Source organism: Bradyrhizobium sp. PSBB068 (genome assembly GCA_016839165.1).
Taxonomy (GTDB): domain Bacteria; phylum Pseudomonadota; class Alphaproteobacteria; order Rhizobiales; family Xanthobacteraceae; genus Bradyrhizobium.
Genome location: CP069300.1, coordinates 341,596 through 357,703, shown reverse-complemented (window position 1 = coordinate 357,703; position 16,108 = coordinate 341,596). Strand labels below are relative to the sequence as shown.

Here is a 16,108-nt window from a genome sequence, read left to right as displayed (position 1 = left end):
GCGGATACGGTGACAATCGATGCGCCCTCTCCCCTTGCGGGAGAGGGCATATGCGGCCATGCCGCATGCTCACTACGGAAAGGGGTGGCCGCGGAGAGAACCCCTCTCCCGGCAGCCTTCGCTGCCGCCCTCCCCGGCAAGGGGGGGAGGGTAAGAGAGCGCAGCCCGCGCTAGCGCGGCGCCATGCGGATGGCGCCGTCGAGACGGATGGTCTCGCCGTTGAGCATCGGGTTCTCGACGATGTGGACCGCGAGGTTGCCGTACTCCGAGGCATCGCCGAGGCGGGCCGGGTGCGGCACCTGGGCGCCGAGGCTCTTGCGCGCTTCTTCGTTGAGACCCATCAGCAGCGGCGTCAGGAACAGGCCGGGCGCGATGGTGTTGACGCGGATCTTCAGGCTGGCGAGGTCGCGCGCAGCCGGCAGCGTGAGGCCGACGACGCCGCCCTTCGAGGCCGAATAGGCGATCTGGCCGATCTGGCCTTCATAGGCCGCAACCGACGCGGTGTTGATCACGACGCCGCGCTCCTCGCCGATCGTCTCGGCGGTGGCGAGGCGCTCGGCGAACAGGCGCAGCACGTTGAAGGTGCCGATCAGATTGACGTTGATGATGCGGACGAATTTCGCCAGCGGGTACGTTCCGTCCTTGCCGATAATGCGCTGCGAGCCGCCGATGCCGGCGCAGTTCATCAAGACCCGCGCGATGCCGTGCGCGGCCTCGGCCTTGGCGATCGCCGCCTTGATCGCTTCCTCGTCGGTGACGTCGGCGTGCAGGGCGACGCCCTTCACTTCGGCAGCGACCTTCTCGGCGTTTTCCTTGTTCTGGTCGATCACGCCGATCCTGGCGCCCTTGGCAGCCATGGCGCGCGCGGTGGCGGCGCCGAGGCCGGAACCACCGCCGGTGATGAGAACGGCAACGTCTTTCAACTGCATGAGAACAACCTTTCCTTGGGCGTTTCTTCTCTAGACTTGAACTTTTTTATCCGGCGGCGACCGCTGCCGTTTCCTTGTCGGGATTGAGCACGCCGCCGAAGATCAAGGCTTCCATGTGCTTGATGTATTCGCGGCAGACCTCGTCGGTGACCGGACCGACGCCGACCGCGCGCGACATCGCGTGGCGGCCGAAGAACAGGTGATCGCAGGCACCGATCAGGCTGGTGTAGAACAGCACCGGATCGATCTTGCGGAATTGGCCGGCCTTGATGCCTTCTGCGAGCAGCCGGCGGTGAAAATCCAGCAGCGGCGCGACGAAGAATTTCGACACCTCGTCCGCGGCAGAGGGCGAGCTCTCGTGCAGCAGATAATGGATCAGCCGGTTCATATAGGGGAACTGGTGATAGGCGCGGATGATGCCGCCGATATGCAGGCGCAATTTCTCCGACGGCGTGATCGGCTGCGCCAGCAAATATTCGAGCTGCGATATCTCGGTGGCGGCGTCGCGCGCCAATAGCGCCAGCAACAGCCCGTCCTTGTTGCCGAAATGATATTTCACCAGCGCAGCGTTGACGCCCGACTTCTGGGCGATGTCGGACAGCGAGACCTCGATCGAGGCGCGTTCGATCATCAGCTCGCTGGCTGCGACCAATAGCTTGTCGGCAGTGGCGTTTCTGCCCGCGGCGAGTTTCGTCGGTACGCTGGTATTCAACTGCGCTCTGGTCCCGCTTGGTGTCTGGACACGACGGTAAATCGAGGCCGCACATAAGCCCATGGCGGGGCGGCACTCAAGAGTTAATTGATTGATTGACTAAATGCTGAGCCGCCCCTTAAATCCGGCCCAACTTTAAAGACCACCCAATCCAGAAACCTCAGGGAGATCAGACATGGCCGAGGCATATATCGTCGCCGCCGCTCGCACCGCAGGCGGCCGCAAGGGAGGGCGCCTCGCCGGCTGGCATCCGGCCGATCTGGCCGCGACCGTGCTCAATGCCTTGGTCGACCGCACCGGCGTCGACCCTGCGCAGGTCGAGGACGTCATCATGGGCTGCGTGATGCAGACCGGCGAGCAATCCACCAACATCGCGCGCAATGCGGTGATGGCCTCGAAGCTGCCGGAGAGCGTGCCCGCGACCTCGATCGACCGCCAGTGCGGCTCCTCGCAGCAGGCGCTGCACTTCGCGGCCCAGGCGGTGATGTCGGGCACCATGGACTGCGTGATCGCGGCCGGCGTGGAATCGATGACCCGCGTGCCGATGGGGCTCGCCTCCTCGCTGCCCGCCAAGAACGGCTTCGGCCACTACAAGAGCCCGGGCATCGAGGCGAAGTATCCCAACATCGTCTTCAGCCAGTTCACCGGCGCGGAGATGATGGCCGAGAAGTACGGGCTGTCGAAGGATGAGCTCGACGAATATTCCTACAACAGCCACCAGCGCGCGATCGCGGCCACGCAGGCCGGCCACTTCAAGGACGAGATCGTGCCGGTGAAGATTACCCGCGCCGACGGCTCGACCGATACCCACCATATCGACGAAGGCATCCGCTTCGACGTCAGCCTCGACGGCATCAAGGGCGTCAAGCTGATCGCCGAGAACGGCAAGCTGACCGCGGCCAGCGCCAGCCAGATCTGCGACGGCGCCTCCGGCGTGATGGTCGTCAACGAGAAGGGCCTCAAGGCGCTCGGCGTCAAGCCGATGGCGCGCATCCACCATCTCACCATGATGGGCGGCGATCCCGTGATCATGCTGGAAGCGCCGCTGCCGGCGACCCAGCGCGCGCTGCAAAAGGCGGGCATGTCAATCGACGACATCGACCTGTTCGAGGTCAACGAGGCCTTCGCCTCGGTGCCGACCGCTTGGCTGAAGACCACCGGCGCCGATCCGGCCCGCCTCAACGTCAATGGCGGCGCGATCGCACTCGGCCATCCGCTCGGCGGCAGCGGCACCAAGCTGATGACCACGCTGCTGCATGCGCTGAAGCAGCGCAACAAGCGCTACGGCCTGCAGACCATGTGCGAAGGCGGCGGCATGGCCAACGTGACGATCGTCGAGCGGCTGTAAGAGGCAGAGCGATTCCACGTTGATGGTGTCGTCCCGGCGAAAGCCGGGACCCATAACCACAAATGTGCGTGGTTACGGCGGCTGGAGCCCCAGCTCGTTTCTACAATTTAGATCGGTGGTTATGGGTCCCGGCTTTCGCCGGGACGACCACCTTGTTTTTTGCGAGTATCAATGACCCATCCCTCCATCCACGCGCGCAACCATCCGGACAAGATCGCCTACCAGATGGCGGCGTCAGGCAAAGCCATCACCTATCGCGAGCTCGACGAACTCTCGAACCAGGGCGCGCATCTGTTCCGTTCGCTCGGCCTGAAGGCGGGCGACCACATCGCGCTCCTGATGGAGAACCGCCTCGCCTTCATGGAGATCTGCTGGGCCGCGCAGCGCTCGGGCCTCTATTACACGGCGATCAGCCGCTACCTGACGGAAGAGGAGATCGCCTACATCATTAAAGACTGCGGCGCCAAGGTGTTCATCACCACGCCGCAGTGTGCCGACAAGGTGAAGGGCCTGATCAAGGGCGAACCCGGCGAACCGCTGTTCTATATGATGGACGAGCCTGCAGCGGGCTTCCGCTCCTATGACAAGGAGGCCGCCGCGCAGCCGACCACGCCGGTTGCCGACGAGGTCGCGGGCTACGACATGCTGTATTCCTCCGGCACCACCGGCCGGCCCAAGGGCATCAAGAAGGAATTCGAAGGCAACCGGATCGACGTGCCGAACCCGTTCCTGCGGATTCTCACCGCCGACATGTGCGGCATGAATGCCGACTCCATTTATCTGTCGCCGGCGCCGCTCTATCATGCGGCTCCCTTGCGCTTCAACATGATGGCGACGGTGCTGGGCGGCACCTCCGTCATCATGGAGCATTTCGACGCCGAGGAATTCCTGAAGCAGGTCGAGAAGCACAAGGTGACGCAGTCGCAGCTGGTGCCGACCATGTTCGTGCGCATGCTGAAGCTGCCCGACGAGGTGCGCGCCCGCTACAACGTCTCCTCGCTGAAGGGCGCGATCCACGCCGCGGCGCCCTGTCCGGTCGACGTGAAGGCCAAGATGATCGAGTGGTGGGGACCGATCCTGATCGAGTATTACGCCGGCTCCGAAGGCAACGGCGTCACGGTCTCGACCTCGCAGCAATGGCTGACCCATCGCGGCACGGTCGGCCGTGCCGTGGTCGGCAAGGTCAAGATCCTCGACGAGAATGAGGAGGAGGCGCCCACGGGGCAGATCGGCCAAGTCTATTTCGCCGACGCGCCCGTGTTCAGCTATCACAATGATCCCGAGAAGACGAAGAAGGCCTACAACGCCAAGGGCTGGTCGACGCTCGGCGACGTCGGCTACCTGGATGAAGAAGGCTTCCTCTATCTGACCGACCGCAAGAGCTACATGATCATCTCCGGCGGCGTGAACATCTATCCGCAGGAAACCGAGGACGTGCTGATCACACATCCCGCGGTGTCCGACGTGGCGGTGTTCGGCGTGCCGAACGAGGAGATGGGCGAGGAGGTCAAGGCCGTGGTGCAGCCGCATGACATCGGCAAGGCCGGCAAGGCGCTCGAGGCCGAGCTGATCGCGTTCTGCCGGCAGCACCTGTCGCCGATCAAATGCCCGAAGAGCATCGACTTCGAGCAGGAGCTGCCGCGCACGCCGACCGGCAAGCTGGTGAAGCGCCATCTGCGCGACCGCTATTGGCCGAAGGCGCCTGCCAGGACGTAACCGCGGCTCGCCCGTCCGGAGGGCCCCGCCGCCGCGCGCGGCCAAAATATCGAAAAACAACCCCATGCAAAGGAGCTGGCGGCTGCCGGGCGTTTGACAACACAGCTTGACACGTCGGGCAACTCAGGGAGATATTTCCAATATTCCGAAATAGTGCAACTGATCCGTGCCGTCCTCCAGGGGAGGATGAAGAGCGCACGCGGGACGCCGCTTGCGCCCAAACCGGCGGCCTACAACTCCGCCGCCGGCTCGCAGGCGGCAGAGGCCGCGGCACGCAGATGCAGCTGGCCGTGCTTGCCTGACGCCGTGGTGGTCCACTGCGCGTCGATCTGCTGCAAATCATCCGACAGCTTGCCGCGATGGCTGCCGTCGGTCTCGAACGCCCCGCCGTCGTCCGGCGATTGCTCGAAGATCTCGACCTCGAGGTCGGACAGCCGGATGAACATCCGCACCCCGATCTTGGTTACGTGACGACCAACTTCATATGAGCCGCAGCCGCGCGCTTCCGCATTCTGCTCGTTCAGAGCGTTGACCTTGTCGAGGGTAACGACGACGTTCTGCACCGTGGTGTCGCCGTCCCACAGGAACTCGCCGATATAGGCACGCGGCAGTTTTTCGGTAAGTTGCTTGATGTCGGCGGCGCGCACGGCCGATATCAGCACGAAGCTCGCGGCGATGATGGTCAGACCGAGACGCACCATCCAGCCGGGCAGCTCTGCAATCCTCGCGTGGCGCATGCGGTAGGCATCCCCTGGGCAAAGTTGCTATCGTCACGACAACGACTGCCAGCATACAGCCAAATGCGCTGGTTGTACGGCGATGCCCAACAGGTGAACTCAGATGGAAGCCCTCTCCGACGTCCCGCTGCCCTCCACCATCCGCTCGCGCTATGTCGACGGGATCAACGGCCTGCGCATGCATGTGCTCGAAGCCGGCTTCGAGACGTCGGGCCGGCCCTGCCTGTTGCTGCTGCACGGCTTTCCGGAGCTGGCGTTTTCCTGGCGCAAGGTGATGCCGAAGCTTGCCGCGGCCGGCTATCACGTCATCGCGCCGGACCAGCGCGGCTATGGCCGCACGACGGGCTGGAGCGCGGATTATGACGGCGACCTCGCCGCCTTCCGCCTGCCCAACCTGGTGCGCGACGCGCTCGGGCTGGTCGCGGCGTTCGGCTACACGCATGTCGATGCCGTGATCGGGCACGATTTCGGCTCGTCGGTCGCGGCGTGGTGCGCGCTGATCCGCCCCGACGTGTTCCGCACCGTGGTGATGATGAGCGCACCGTTCTCGGGTCCGCCGTCGCTGCCGTTCAACACCGCCAATGAACCCGCGAAGCCCGCGACTGACGACCCCGTGCATCGCGAGCTCGCCGCGCTGCCGCGGCCGCGCAAACATTACCAATGGTACTATTCGACACGACCGGCCAATGACGACATGCATCGCGCGCCGCAGGGTGTGCACGACTTCCTGCGCGCTTACTACCATCACAAGAGCGCGGACTGGAAAGACAACACGCCGTATCCATTGCATTCCTGGTCCGCAGGCGAACTGGCGAAACTGCCGACCTATTACGTGATGGATCTCGCCAAGGACATGGCTGCGACGGTCGCCGAGGAGATGCCGTCGCGCGAAGCGATCGCCGCCAACACCTGGCTGCCGGATCGCGAGCTTGCCTATTACAGCGCGGAATATCAGCGCACCGGATTCCAGGGCGGGCTGCAATGGTATCGCTGCGGCACATCAGGCGCATTCACGGCGGAATTGCAAACCTGGAGCGGCCGCAGCATCGACCAACCATCCGCCTTCATCTCCGGCAAGCAGGATTGGGGCACCTATCAGCGGCCCGGCGTATTCGAGGCGATGCAAACGAAAGCCTGCACCAAAATGATCGGCTGCCATCTGGTCGACGGTGCAGGCCACTGGGTGCAGCAGGAACAGCCGGACGAAGTGAGCCGGCTGCTGCTGCAGTTCCTCGCGCGTGCAGCGCAATAGACCGCGTGCGCTAGGGGATATGTTCCGGAAATTTCCGGGAACATTCCATGGAACCTGGCGTTGCAGTCGGCCGGTTTTGTCCGGCGGACCGATTTGGAGGAGGACTATGGAAAAGAAGATTGCCGGATTGTTGGGAGCGGTCGCATCCCTGGGCGCGCTCGGGGCCGCCCAAGCTGCGCCGGCACCCGCGCCGACCGACGTGCTGCAAGCGAGCTCGTACGCAGAACTGCTGGAGCCGATCACTAACGCCTCGGCAAAGCTGCAGGCTCTGGACGAGGCTGCGCCTCCTCCGGTGCGCGAGGACGTCCAACTCGCGCAGTTCTATCATCACCACCATCATCACCATCACCACCACCATGGCTACTATCGCGGCTATGATCGTGGCTACGGTCCTCCCGTCATCGTGGTGCCGCGCTATCGGCGCTACCATCACCATCATCACCACCACCATCATCACCACAGCTTCTACCGGCGCGATTACTGAGCGGCCGCAGGCCATTTACGATGCGGCAACGGGGCCCTGCGGGCCCCGTTGCTATTTTGTGGGTCGATGACGGCGGCGACCGCTCAAGTGCCGCGCGCCTTTTCCTTTGCGGCGCGGTGGAGATGGCGATAGGTGCCGTCGAACACCGTGTCGGTCGACGAGGTCCATTCGGTGCCGGCAGCCAGTTTGGGCCGATTGCTGTAGATGCGGCGCGCCTGCAATTCGCGCTCCGCGGCCTCCTCTTCGCCCATCGGCTCGAGCTGGAAATCCGCCTCCTCCGGAATCACGATGATCTGCGCGAACGGCTCGTTCGGGCGGAAGATGTGGGTGCGTCCTTCCGCCGGCGCCTTGAACACGCAGAAGAACATCATCGGCCACCAGTTGCGGATCAGCGCCGGAACGGCGATCGGCACGGTGTCGGTGCGGTCGGTGTAGAAACGCGGATGCGGCTCGGTGCGCACCGCCATGCCGCGTTCGACCTTGAGGTCGAGCAGGATCTGGTAGGTGTAGAAAGTGGTGCCGAAATCCCGGAAGGGTGGCCACTGCACCCCACTGTCCGGCGGCTCGCCCCAATCCGCATCGAGGCGCAACCGCCCGTCCTGCGTGGTGACGCGCAGCTCGAAATCGTAGGGGTAGAACAGCTCGATCCCGTACTGCGCCCCCTCCGAGAACGGTACGCAATGCCAGACCTGCTCGCGTGAGCCGTCGGTGCGCGGTTCGCGAGCGCCCGCCCAGCCAGGAATCTCGAGCTTGGTCCGTCGCGGTGCCAGCCGCGCGTCGTTTAGGCGATATTTGACGGTATCCATGTCATCCCCCGGTCGTAACAACTGGAACTCGAACGGGCGTGGGATCGCCCGGTTCCCGTTATCGTGATCACAAACAGTACGACGACACGGTGTTCGGATTGACCCGAGCCGGCTTAGCTAATATTAGAATTATTCTAATTCTAAACTTAGTGAAGAAGGCGTTGCCGTGAAGAATTTCGCCGATCTGACCGAGCGCGAGGTGCTTGCGGTCGCGATTGCCTCCGAGGAGGAGGACAGCCGAATCTATATGAGCTTCGCCGAGGATCTTGCCGAACGCTATCCGGATACCGCAAAGATATTCGAGGAAATGGCTGAAGAGGAGCGCGGCCATCGCCATCGGCTGCTGGAAACCTACGAACAGCGCTTCGGTCCGCATCTGCCGCCGATCCGGCGGGACGACGTCAAAGGCTTCCTGCGTCGGCGCCCGATCTGGCTGACCAAGAACCTACCGCTCGACACCATCCGCAAGGAGGTCGAAACCATGGAGCTCGAGGCTGAGCGATTCTACGCCAAGGCGGCCGAGAAGGCTGAGGATACCGGCGTGCGCCGCCTGCTCGGCGATCTCGCTGAGGAGGAAAAGAGCCATGAGAAACTCGCGGTCCGCCTGACCGGCGACATCCTCAAGCCCGACGTGCGCGCCGAGGAAGACCGCACCCGGCGGCGGATGTTCGTGCTGCAATATGTGCAGCCGGGGCTTGCCGGATTGATGGACGGCTCGGTCTCGACCTTGGCGCCGCTGTTCGCCGCCGCCTTCGCCACGCATCATAATTGGCAGACCTTCCTGGTCGGCCTCGCCGCCTCGATCGGCGCCGGCATCAGCATGGGCTTTGCCGAAGCATTGTCCGACGACGGCTCGCTGACCGGCCGCGGCTCGCCCTGGCTGCGCGGCATCACCTGCGGATTGATGACGACGCTCGGCGGCCTCGGCCACACCATTCCCTATCTCGTGCCCGATGCCTGGCCGAACGCGTTCTGGATCGCGACCGCGATTGCCGGGATCGTGGTGTTCTTCGAGTTGTGGGCGATCGCCTTCATCCGCTCGCGCTACATGGACACGCCGTTCCTGCAGGCGGTGTTCCAGATCGTGCTGGGCGGCGCGATCGTGCTCGCGGTCGGCATATTGATCGGTGCGGCGTAGCAAACTGATCGGAGGCAGAGATGCGGTATGACCGTCAACGCCGACACCTGGCCAGCGCCGTGCTTGCTACTGCGCTGCTCGGATGGGGCACTCGCGCGCAGGCAACCGACGAGATCCAAGTCTATAACGCCGGCATCGCGGCAGTCGGCCAGTTCACCATCCAGCAGCATCTCAACTATGTCGGCATCGGGCAGAAAGACCCGCCTTTCCCCGGCGGCTTTCCGTCCAACCACAGCCTCAACGGCACGCCGGAGTTCGCCTATGGCATGACCGACTGGTGGGAGCTCGGGCTCTATCTGCCGTTTGCCGTGCAGGACCGGCAGTTCCTGTCCGATGCCTTCAAGCTGCGCACGCTGTTCGTCTCGCCCAACGCCGACAAGCGCAATCTGTTCTACGGCATCAACTTCGAGCTCAGCTACGAGATGCCGAAATTCGCGCAGACCCGCTGGGGCCTCGAGATCCGGCCGATCATCGGCGTGCGCAATGCGGACTATGAATTCATCGTCAACCCGATCGTCGACGTCGGCTTCGGCAGATATGGCGAAGCCGATTTCGCGCCCGCCGCGCGCGTAGCGCGCAAGATCAAGGACGATGTGTATGTCGGCCTGGAATATTACGCCGATTTCGGCAAGATCGGCAACTTCAGCCCGCTTGCCGAGCAGCAGCACACCTTATTCGCGGTGACCGACTTCAAAGTGGGCGATGTCGACATCGACTTCGGCGTCGGCTACGGCCTGACACGGGCATCCGATCGTTTCGTCATCAAGACCATCATCGGATATGCCTTCCCGGTGCCAGGGACCAAGCAGGACAGCGACCGCGCCAGCGCGAGCGGGGCCATCAATCCAATGGCGCATCTGTCGGCGCGCAGCACGCCCTATTAGATCCGCGTCGGCCTCTTCGGCATCATCACGTCGAATCCGGTGATCACGTTCGCATCAGGCGATGTGTGACGTCGACGTTGCCGAGTAGCGCAATTGCGATCAAGCCGGTCTTGCCCGGCTGCTCCATTCTGCGCATGATCGCCGCAAAATCAGGGAGCACGCCGTGGCCAAATCGCAATGGAGTTTCAAGACCGCCGTCGAACTGTCGGAGGCGCTGCGCAACAAGCAGGTCTCCGCCGTCGAGCTCGCCGAGGATGCGATCGGCCGCATCGAGCGTCATGACGGCAAGGTCAACGCGGTCTGCGTGCGCGATTTCGAGCGCGGCCTCGCTGCCGCCCGCGCTGCCGACGCCGCGATCGCGCGCGGCGAGCACCGGCCGCTGCTCGGCATCCCCATGACGGTGAAGGAATCCTTCAACGTCGCGGGATTGCCGACGACCTGGGGCTTCCTGCCGCAGAAGGACTTCGTTCCGACCGAGGACGCGCTCTCGATTCAGCGGGTGAAAGACGCCGGCGGCGTGATCCTCGGCAAGACCAACGTGCCGGTCGGGCTCGCCGACTGGCAGAGCTACAACGAGATCTACGGCACCACCAACAACCCTTACGACCTCGGCCGCACGCCGGGCGGCTCCTCCGGCGGATCGTCGGCGGCGCTTGCCGCAGGCTACGGCGCGCTGTCACTCGGCTCCGACATCGGCGGCTCGCTGCGCGTGCCCGGCTTCCACTGCGGCATCTATGCGCACAAGCCGACCTTCGCGCTGCTGCCGTCGCGCGGCCACACCCCGCCGCCGCTGCCGCCACTGCCGTTCGATCGCGACCTGTCCGTGATCGGCCCGATGGCGCGCGGCGCGGCCGACCTCGCGCTGGTGCTCGACGTGATGGCGGGCCCCGATCCGCTTGAAGCCGGCAAGGCCTACCGGCTGGACCTGCCGGCGGCGCGCCACACCGCCTTGAAGGATTTCCGCATCCTGGTGATCGACAGCGATCCGGTGCTGCCGACCGACAAGGTGATCCGCGGCAGCATCGACAAGCTCGCCAGCAACCTCGACAAGGCCGGCGCCAAAGTGTCGCGCGCGAGCCCGCTGCTGCCGGACTTCGCCGCCTCCTCGCGGCTCTATATGCGGATCCTGCTGTCGTTCCTGGGCGCGACCTTCCCGCCGGAGGTCTATGCCGGGGCCTGCGCTGCGGCGGCTGCGCTGCCGGCCAGCAATACCAGCCTGCAGGCCGAACGGCTGCGCGGCATCGCGCTCAGCCACCGTGACTGGGTGATCGCCGACGGCAGCCGAGCCCGGCTGCGCGCGCAATGGCGCGAGCTGTTCAAATCATTCGACGCGGTGATCTGCCCGATCATGCCGACGCCGGCCTATCCGCACGATCATTCGCCCGATCAGGAGCAGCGCAAGATCCTGATCGATGGCGAGCCGCACGTCTACACCGACCAGCTCGCCTGGCCCGGCATCGCGACCCTGCCCGGCCTGCCCTCCACCGCGATCCCGACCGGCTTTGCCCCCGACGGATTGCCGATCGGCGTGCAGATCGTCGGCCCCATGCTGGAAGACCGCACGCCGCTGAAGCTCGCCGAGCTGATCGAGCGCGAGTTCGGCGGCTTCGTGCCGCCGAAGGCGTTCGACGATTGAGAGCTGCCGCATCGTCATTGCGAGCGAAGCGAAGCAATCCATATATCCACGTGTGCGGAGCGATGGATTGCTTCGTCGCTTGCGCTCCTCGCAATGACGATGGAGCGAAACGGGAGGAAAACCAATGAGCAACGACCTCGAAGAGCTGACGAAACTCAACAAGGACTACGTCGATTCCGTCCAGAACTGCGACGTCAAGCGCTTCGATGAAATCCTGGCGCAGGATTTCTACTGCACCAATCCCGACAAGAGCCTGGTCGACCGCGCCGCCTTCCTGAAGCAGACCGCGATCCCGGTGAAGATCAAGGGCCTGAAGGCCGAGGACGTCAAGATCCGCATCCTCGGCGACTTCGCCATCATCCACGCGCGGACCAGCTATCTCGACGCCGACGGCGAGCAGGCCTATGGCCGCTACACCGACTGCTGGGCGCGGCAGAACGGGAAATGGCTCGCGGTGTCCGCGCATGTGGCGCGGTAAAGGCGGACGCTAATCTCAACTGTCGTCCCGGCGAAGGCCGGGACCACTGTTGCTTGTGGTTAGCAAAGAAAGTCGTCCAATTACGAGCCCGAAGCGAAGTCGCGGCGTATGGGTCCCGGCTTTCGCCGGGACGACGACCTCAGCTATCGAACATGATCACGCTGCGCAGCGTCTTGCCGGCTTTCATGTTGGCAAAACCCTCGTTGATCTCGGAGAGCTTCAGCTTGGCCGAGATCCAATCCTCCAGATGCAGTCTGCCGCGCATGTAGAAATCGACCAGGCGCGGCATGTCGACGCGGAAGTGGTTCGAGCCCATCGAGGAGCCCTGGATGCGGCGCTCGCGCAGGAAGTCGAAACCGTGCAGCTCGATCTTCTGGCCGAACGGAATCATGCCGACGATGGTCGCGGTGCCGCCCGCGGCCAGCATGGCGAAGGCCTGCTCGGCGGTGTCCTTGCGGCCGAGCACCTCGAAGGAGTGCTGCACGCCGCCGCCGGTGAGTTCGCGCACCTGCTGCACCACGTCGCCGCGGGCCGGGTCGACGATGTCGGTAGCCCCTAACTTGGTCGCGAGTTGCAGCTTGGCCGGATTGGTGTCGATCGCGATGATGCGGCCGGCGCCGGCGATTTGCGCGCCGTTGATCGCGGCCATGCCGACGCCGCCGCAGCCGATCACGGCCACGGTTTCGCCGGCGGTCACCTTCGCGGTGTTCACGACGGCGCCGTAACCGGTGATGACGCCGCAGCCGATCAGCGCGGCGAGATCGAGCGGCATCTCCTTCTTGATCTTCACGATGGCGTTCTCGTGCACCAGCATCTGCTCGGCGAACGACGACAGATTGAGGAACTGGTTGAGCTTCTCCTTCCGGCCCCAGGACAGCCGGTTGGAGGCGCCGGGCAGCATCTTCACCGTGGTGTCGGTGCACAGCACGGTGCGGCCGGTGGTGCAATTGTCGCAGGTGCCGCAGAACACCGAGAGGCAGGTCACGACGTGATCGCCGGGCTTCACGTAGTTGACGTCGGAGCCGACCTTCTCGACCACGCCGGCCGATTCATGGCCGAGCACGGCAGGCAGCGGATGCGGATAAAGGCCTTCCATGAAATGCAGGTCGGAATGACAGAGCCCCGCGACCGCGGTGCGGATCAGGACCTCGCGCGGCCCCGGATTGGGCACGCTGACATCCTCGATCACCAGCGGCTGATTGACTTCATGCAGGACGGCGGCCTTCATCGGAATTTCCTCTCATGTTTCTTGTTGGGTACGCTCTCCACCTCTCCCAAAGGGAGAGGTCGGAGCGCATCGAAGATGCGGTCCGGGGGAGGGGTTCAGGTCTATCGATAGATTGCAACCCCTCACCCGGATCGCAGGCGCGATCCGACCGCTCCCTTTGGGAGAAGTGAGACTACGCGAACGACCACGGCGAGCCTACGCTGCGACAAGCAATTCGCCAACCTCGGCCATGCCGATGGCGCGATCGCCGAGCAGATGCTCGGTCATCCTGCGCTGAACGGTATTTTCCGCAAGCCGGAACGGATCGCCCGGCATCACGCGGTGATCGACCACCATCCGCGACAGCAACAGCCGTCGCGCATCGCCGCGCATCTCGTGGATGCGACCGCCTTCCCAGGCCAGCGCCACCGCGCTCGCGACATGATAGAGCAGGCTCGTCGCGCGCCGTGCGTCGCCCTCGTTGTCGATGCGGCCAGCCACTTCGCGCGCAAATCCGATCGCGCGATCGCTGAGCTCACGCAGCCGATTGCGCCAGGCTTGCGGCACGTTGGGACTGTCGTCGAGCCGCGCATGCAGATCGGCGGCGAGCGCATTGTCGGCGCCATGGCGCCCGACCGCGCGCTTCAGCGCATCGATCGCGACGATGTTGCCGGTGCCCTCCCAGATCGAGCCGAGATGCGCATCGCGCAGCAACCGCGGGGTGACGAATTCCTCGATGTAGCCGATGCCGCCGCGCATCTCCATCGCATCGCCGCAGACCTTTCGGGCATCGCGGGTGGCGCGGAATTTCAACGTCGGGGTCAGGACGCGGAGCAGCGCCGCGGCGTCCTGGCTGCCGGCCTCGGCACGATCGAGCGCATCGGCGGTGAGGAAGCTCATCGACAGCGCCTGCTCGGTCGGCAGCATGATCTTCATCAGTTGACGCCGCGCCAGCGGCAGATCGATGATACGCTGGCCGAACACCACGCGGCCCCGCGCCACCGTGATGGCGTCGTGCCAGGCACGGCGCATCAGCGCGGTCGATTTCACGCCGTTGGACAGTCGCGACGAGTTGACCATCTCGGCCATCTGCACGAAGCCGCGATCGAGCTTGCCGACGGCATAGGCGATCGCGCCATCGAACTTGATCTCGCCCGAGGCCATCGAGCGGGTGCCGAGCTTGTCCTTCAGCCGCACGATCCGGTAGTGGTTCGGCGAGCCGTCGTCGAGGAACCGCGGCATCAGGAACAGGCCGACGCCTTTCGTGCCCGGCCCCGCACCTTCCGGCCGCGCCAACAGCATCACCACCTTGGCATCGGCGTTCGAGCAGAACCATTTCTCGCCGTAGAGCCGCCAGTGGTCGCCCTCCTGCACCGCGCGGGTGGTCAGCGTGCCGACGTCGGAGCCGCCCTCCTTCTCCGTCATGAACTGGCCGCCTTGCGTCAGCCTGCTCATGTCGGTCTGGGTCAGGCCGTCGAGATATTTCGCCTTCAACGCCTCGCTGCCGAAATTGTTGAGCAGCTTGGCGCAGCCGTCAGTGACGTTGATCGGGCAGCCCATGCCGAATTCGGTCTGGTTGAACAGGAAGGTGAAGGCGTGCTTGGCGACCACGGGATATTTGTCGGGCCAGCCCATGATACCCTTGCGGATCGACAGTGCATGGATGCCGAACTCGCCGAACGCGGCCTTCTCGATCTCGCGATAGGCCGGATGATACTCGATCGTTTGCACGTCGCGGCCGAACTTGTCGCGCTGGTGCAGCACCGGCGTATGCCGGTCGGCCAACCGCGCGCATTCGTCGAGATGGCCGCCGGCCAATTCGCCGAGCCGATCAAGATACGGCTCGATGTGGCGAAACAACGCCTCGGGCAGATGCAGTTTCAGAAGATCCGTCAGCGCCGGATCGGCCCGGTAGAAATTCATTCCCGTCGTGTCGGGGGCCAACAGGCCCGGCTGGCTGGCGGACGACGAAGTCAAATCTTGCTTGAGCGGCTGCATTGAATTCCCGGCTGCGTTCCTCATCTCTTTGGGCACGACTATCCTCCTCCGGCCGAGCAAAGGAAAGCCCAATGGATATTCCAAAATACAAGATCGCCCTGATCGTCGGCGCCGGCGCGGGTCTCAGCGCCTCGCTGACCCGGCTATTTTCGCGGGAGGGAATTCGCGTGGCGCTGGGCGCCCGCAGCATCGAGAAGCTCGGCGCGCTCTGCACCGAAACCGGTGCGAAGGCCTATGCCTGCGATACCACCAAGGCCGAAGATGTCGAGCGTCTGTTTGGTCTGGTCGAGCGCGAGATCGGAACACCCGACCTCGTGGTCTACAATGCCTCCGGCCGCTCGCGCGGGCCGTTCGTTGAACTCGTTCCGTCCGAGGTCGAGCAGGCGATCGCGGTCTCGGCGTTCGGCGGCTTCCTGGTGGCACAGGAGGCGGCGAAGCGCATGGTCCCTAACAAGAAGGGCGCGATCCTGTTCACCGGCGCCTCCGCCAGCGTGAAGGGCTACGCGCAATCGGCGCCGTTCGCGATGGGCAAGTTCGCATTGCGCGGGCTGGCGCAGAGCATGGCGCGGGAACTGTCGCCGCAGGGCATCCATGTCGCGCATTTCGTGATCGACGGCGGCATCCGCAGCGCCGCCCGCACCGAGCCCGCCGACAAACCGGATTCGATGCTCGATCCCGACGCGATTGCGTTGAGCTACTGGAACGTGCTGCAACAGCCGCGCAGCGCCTGGACCTGGGAGCTGGAATTGCGGCCCTGGGTTGAGAAGTTTTGAGATGACGGAT

14 protein-coding genes and 1 pseudogene are annotated in these 16,108 nt (G+C 64.4%); 9 read left to right on the top strand and 6 right to left on the bottom strand.

Going from position 1 to position 16,108, the window contains the following annotated elements; all coding sequences use genetic code 11:
• Positions 1-170: 170 nt before the first annotated feature.
• Positions 171-929 (bottom strand): SDR family NAD(P)-dependent oxidoreductase, encoded by a 759-nt coding sequence (locus tag JQ507_01620; protein QRI70269.1) that lies wholly within the window; start codon positions 927-929, stop codon positions 171-173.
• Between the two features lie 46 nt (positions 930-975).
• Positions 976-1,641, bottom strand: a complete 666-nt coding sequence (locus JQ507_01615; protein ID QRI70268.1) for a TetR family transcriptional regulator — start codon at positions 1,639-1,641, stop codon at positions 976-978.
• 175 nt (positions 1,642-1,816) lie between these two features.
• Here JQ507_01615 and JQ507_01610 point away from each other — a divergent pair, with 175 nt between their 5' ends.
• Both JQ507_01610 and JQ507_01605 read left to right on the top strand, forming a co-directional pair.
• Positions 1,817-2,989: an acetyl-CoA C-acetyltransferase gene (locus tag JQ507_01610; GenBank protein QRI70267.1), complete on the top strand. Its 1,173-nt coding sequence runs from the start codon at positions 1,817-1,819 to the stop codon at positions 2,987-2,989.
• Positions 2,990-3,160: 171 nt separating this feature from the next.
• Positions 3,161-4,705 (top strand): acyl-CoA synthetase, encoded by a 1,545-nt coding sequence (locus JQ507_01605; GenBank protein ID QRI70266.1) that lies wholly within the window; start codon positions 3,161-3,163, stop codon positions 4,703-4,705.
• 230 nt (positions 4,706-4,935) lie between these two features.
• Here the strand turns inward: JQ507_01605 and JQ507_01600 are convergent, their stop codons facing one another.
• Positions 4,936-5,442 carry a hypothetical protein gene (locus JQ507_01600; GenBank protein QRI70265.1) on the bottom strand — a complete coding sequence of 169 codons (507 nt, stop codon included), beginning with the start codon at positions 5,440-5,442 and terminating at the stop codon, positions 4,936-4,938.
• 103 nt (positions 5,443-5,545) lie between these two features.
• Here JQ507_01600 and JQ507_01595 point away from each other — a divergent pair, with 103 nt between their 5' ends.
• Entirely contained in the window at positions 5,546-6,694 is a 1,149-nt protein-coding gene (locus tag JQ507_01595; GenBank protein ID QRI70264.1) for an alpha/beta hydrolase, read from the top strand.
• Positions 6,695-6,800: 106 nt separating this feature from the next.
• Positions 6,801-7,178 (top strand): hypothetical protein, encoded by a 378-nt coding sequence (locus JQ507_01590; protein QRI70263.1) that lies wholly within the window; start codon positions 6,801-6,803, stop codon positions 7,176-7,178.
• A gap of 83 nt (positions 7,179-7,261) precedes the next feature.
• Here JQ507_01590 and JQ507_01585 read toward each other — a convergent pair whose 3' ends face one another.
• On the bottom strand, positions 7,262-7,984 hold the full coding sequence (locus tag JQ507_01585; GenBank protein QRI70262.1) for a hypothetical protein: 723 nt from the start codon (positions 7,982-7,984) through the stop codon (positions 7,262-7,264).
• 166 nt (positions 7,985-8,150) lie between these two features.
• Between JQ507_01585 and JQ507_01580 the strand changes: the two genes are divergently transcribed.
• The 4 genes and pseudogenes from JQ507_01580 (at position 8,151) to JQ507_01565 (ending at position 12,120) form a co-directional block, all read left to right on the top strand.
• The gene (locus JQ507_01580) at positions 8,151-9,122 is read left to right on the top strand and encodes a rubrerythrin (GenBank protein ID QRI70261.1); all 972 of its coding nucleotides are present in this window, start codon (positions 8,151-8,153) and stop codon (positions 9,120-9,122) included.
• Between the two features lie 95 nt (positions 9,123-9,217).
• A pseudogene (locus JQ507_01575) lies at positions 9,218-10,006 on the top strand (hypothetical protein).
• 163 nt (positions 10,007-10,169) lie between these two features.
• The gene (locus JQ507_01570; GenBank protein QRI70260.1) at positions 10,170-11,642 is read left to right on the top strand and encodes an amidase; all 1,473 of its coding nucleotides are present in this window, start codon (positions 10,170-10,172) and stop codon (positions 11,640-11,642) included.
• Positions 11,643-11,766: 124 nt separating this feature from the next.
• Entirely contained in the window at positions 11,767-12,120 is a 354-nt protein-coding gene (locus JQ507_01565) for a nuclear transport factor 2 family protein (protein ID QRI70259.1), read from the top strand.
• 139 nt (positions 12,121-12,259) lie between these two features.
• On the opposite strand, the gene JQ507_01560 is transcribed toward JQ507_01565, so the two are convergent.
• A complete protein-coding gene (locus tag JQ507_01560) occupies positions 12,260-13,348 on the bottom strand; it encodes a Zn-dependent alcohol dehydrogenase (protein QRI70258.1) in 1,089 nt (362 codons plus the stop codon).
• Positions 13,349-13,543: 195 nt separating this feature from the next.
• Complete coding sequence (locus tag JQ507_01555) at positions 13,544-15,325, bottom strand: acyl-CoA dehydrogenase family protein (GenBank protein ID QRI70257.1); 1,782 nt, start codon at positions 15,323-15,325, stop codon at positions 13,544-13,546.
• Between the two features lie 71 nt (positions 15,326-15,396).
• Here JQ507_01555 and JQ507_01550 point away from each other — a divergent pair, with 71 nt between their 5' ends.
• Positions 15,397-16,098, top strand: a complete 702-nt coding sequence (locus JQ507_01550; protein ID QRI70256.1) for an SDR family NAD(P)-dependent oxidoreductase — start codon at positions 15,397-15,399, stop codon at positions 16,096-16,098.
• Positions 16,099-16,108 lie beyond the last annotated feature (10 nt).

Excerpts from the sequence above, each read along its gene's own strand:
- JQ507_01620 (QRI70269.1), bottom strand. The coding sequence starts at position 929 with ATGCAGTTGAAAGACGTTGCCGTTCTCATCACCGGCGGTGGTTCCGGC.
- JQ507_01610 (QRI70267.1), top strand. The coding sequence starts at position 1,817 with ATGGCCGAGGCATATATCGTCGCCGCCGCTCGCACCGCAGGCGGCCGC.
- JQ507_01605 (QRI70266.1), top strand. The coding sequence starts at position 3,161 with ATGACCCATCCCTCCATCCACGCGCGCAACCATCCGGACAAGATCGCC.
- JQ507_01600 (QRI70265.1), bottom strand. The coding sequence starts at position 5,442 with ATGCGCCACGCGAGGATTGCAGAGCTGCCCGGCTGGATGGTGCGTCTC.
- JQ507_01595 (QRI70264.1), top strand. The coding sequence starts at position 5,546 with ATGGAAGCCCTCTCCGACGTCCCGCTGCCCTCCACCATCCGCTCGCGC.
- JQ507_01590 (QRI70263.1), top strand. The coding sequence starts at position 6,801 with ATGGAAAAGAAGATTGCCGGATTGTTGGGAGCGGTCGCATCCCTGGGC.
- JQ507_01585 (QRI70262.1), bottom strand. The coding sequence starts at position 7,984 with ATGGATACCGTCAAATATCGCCTAAACGACGCGCGGCTGGCACCGCGA.
- JQ507_01565 (QRI70259.1), top strand. The coding sequence starts at position 11,767 with ATGAGCAACGACCTCGAAGAGCTGACGAAACTCAACAAGGACTACGTC.
- JQ507_01560 (QRI70258.1), bottom strand. The coding sequence starts at position 13,348 with ATGAAGGCCGCCGTCCTGCATGAAGTCAATCAGCCGCTGGTGATCGAG.
- JQ507_01555 (QRI70257.1), bottom strand. The coding sequence starts at position 15,325 with ATGCAGCCGCTCAAGCAAGATTTGACTTCGTCGTCCGCCAGCCAGCCG.
- JQ507_01550 (QRI70256.1), top strand. The coding sequence starts at position 15,397 with ATGGATATTCCAAAATACAAGATCGCCCTGATCGTCGGCGCCGGCGCG.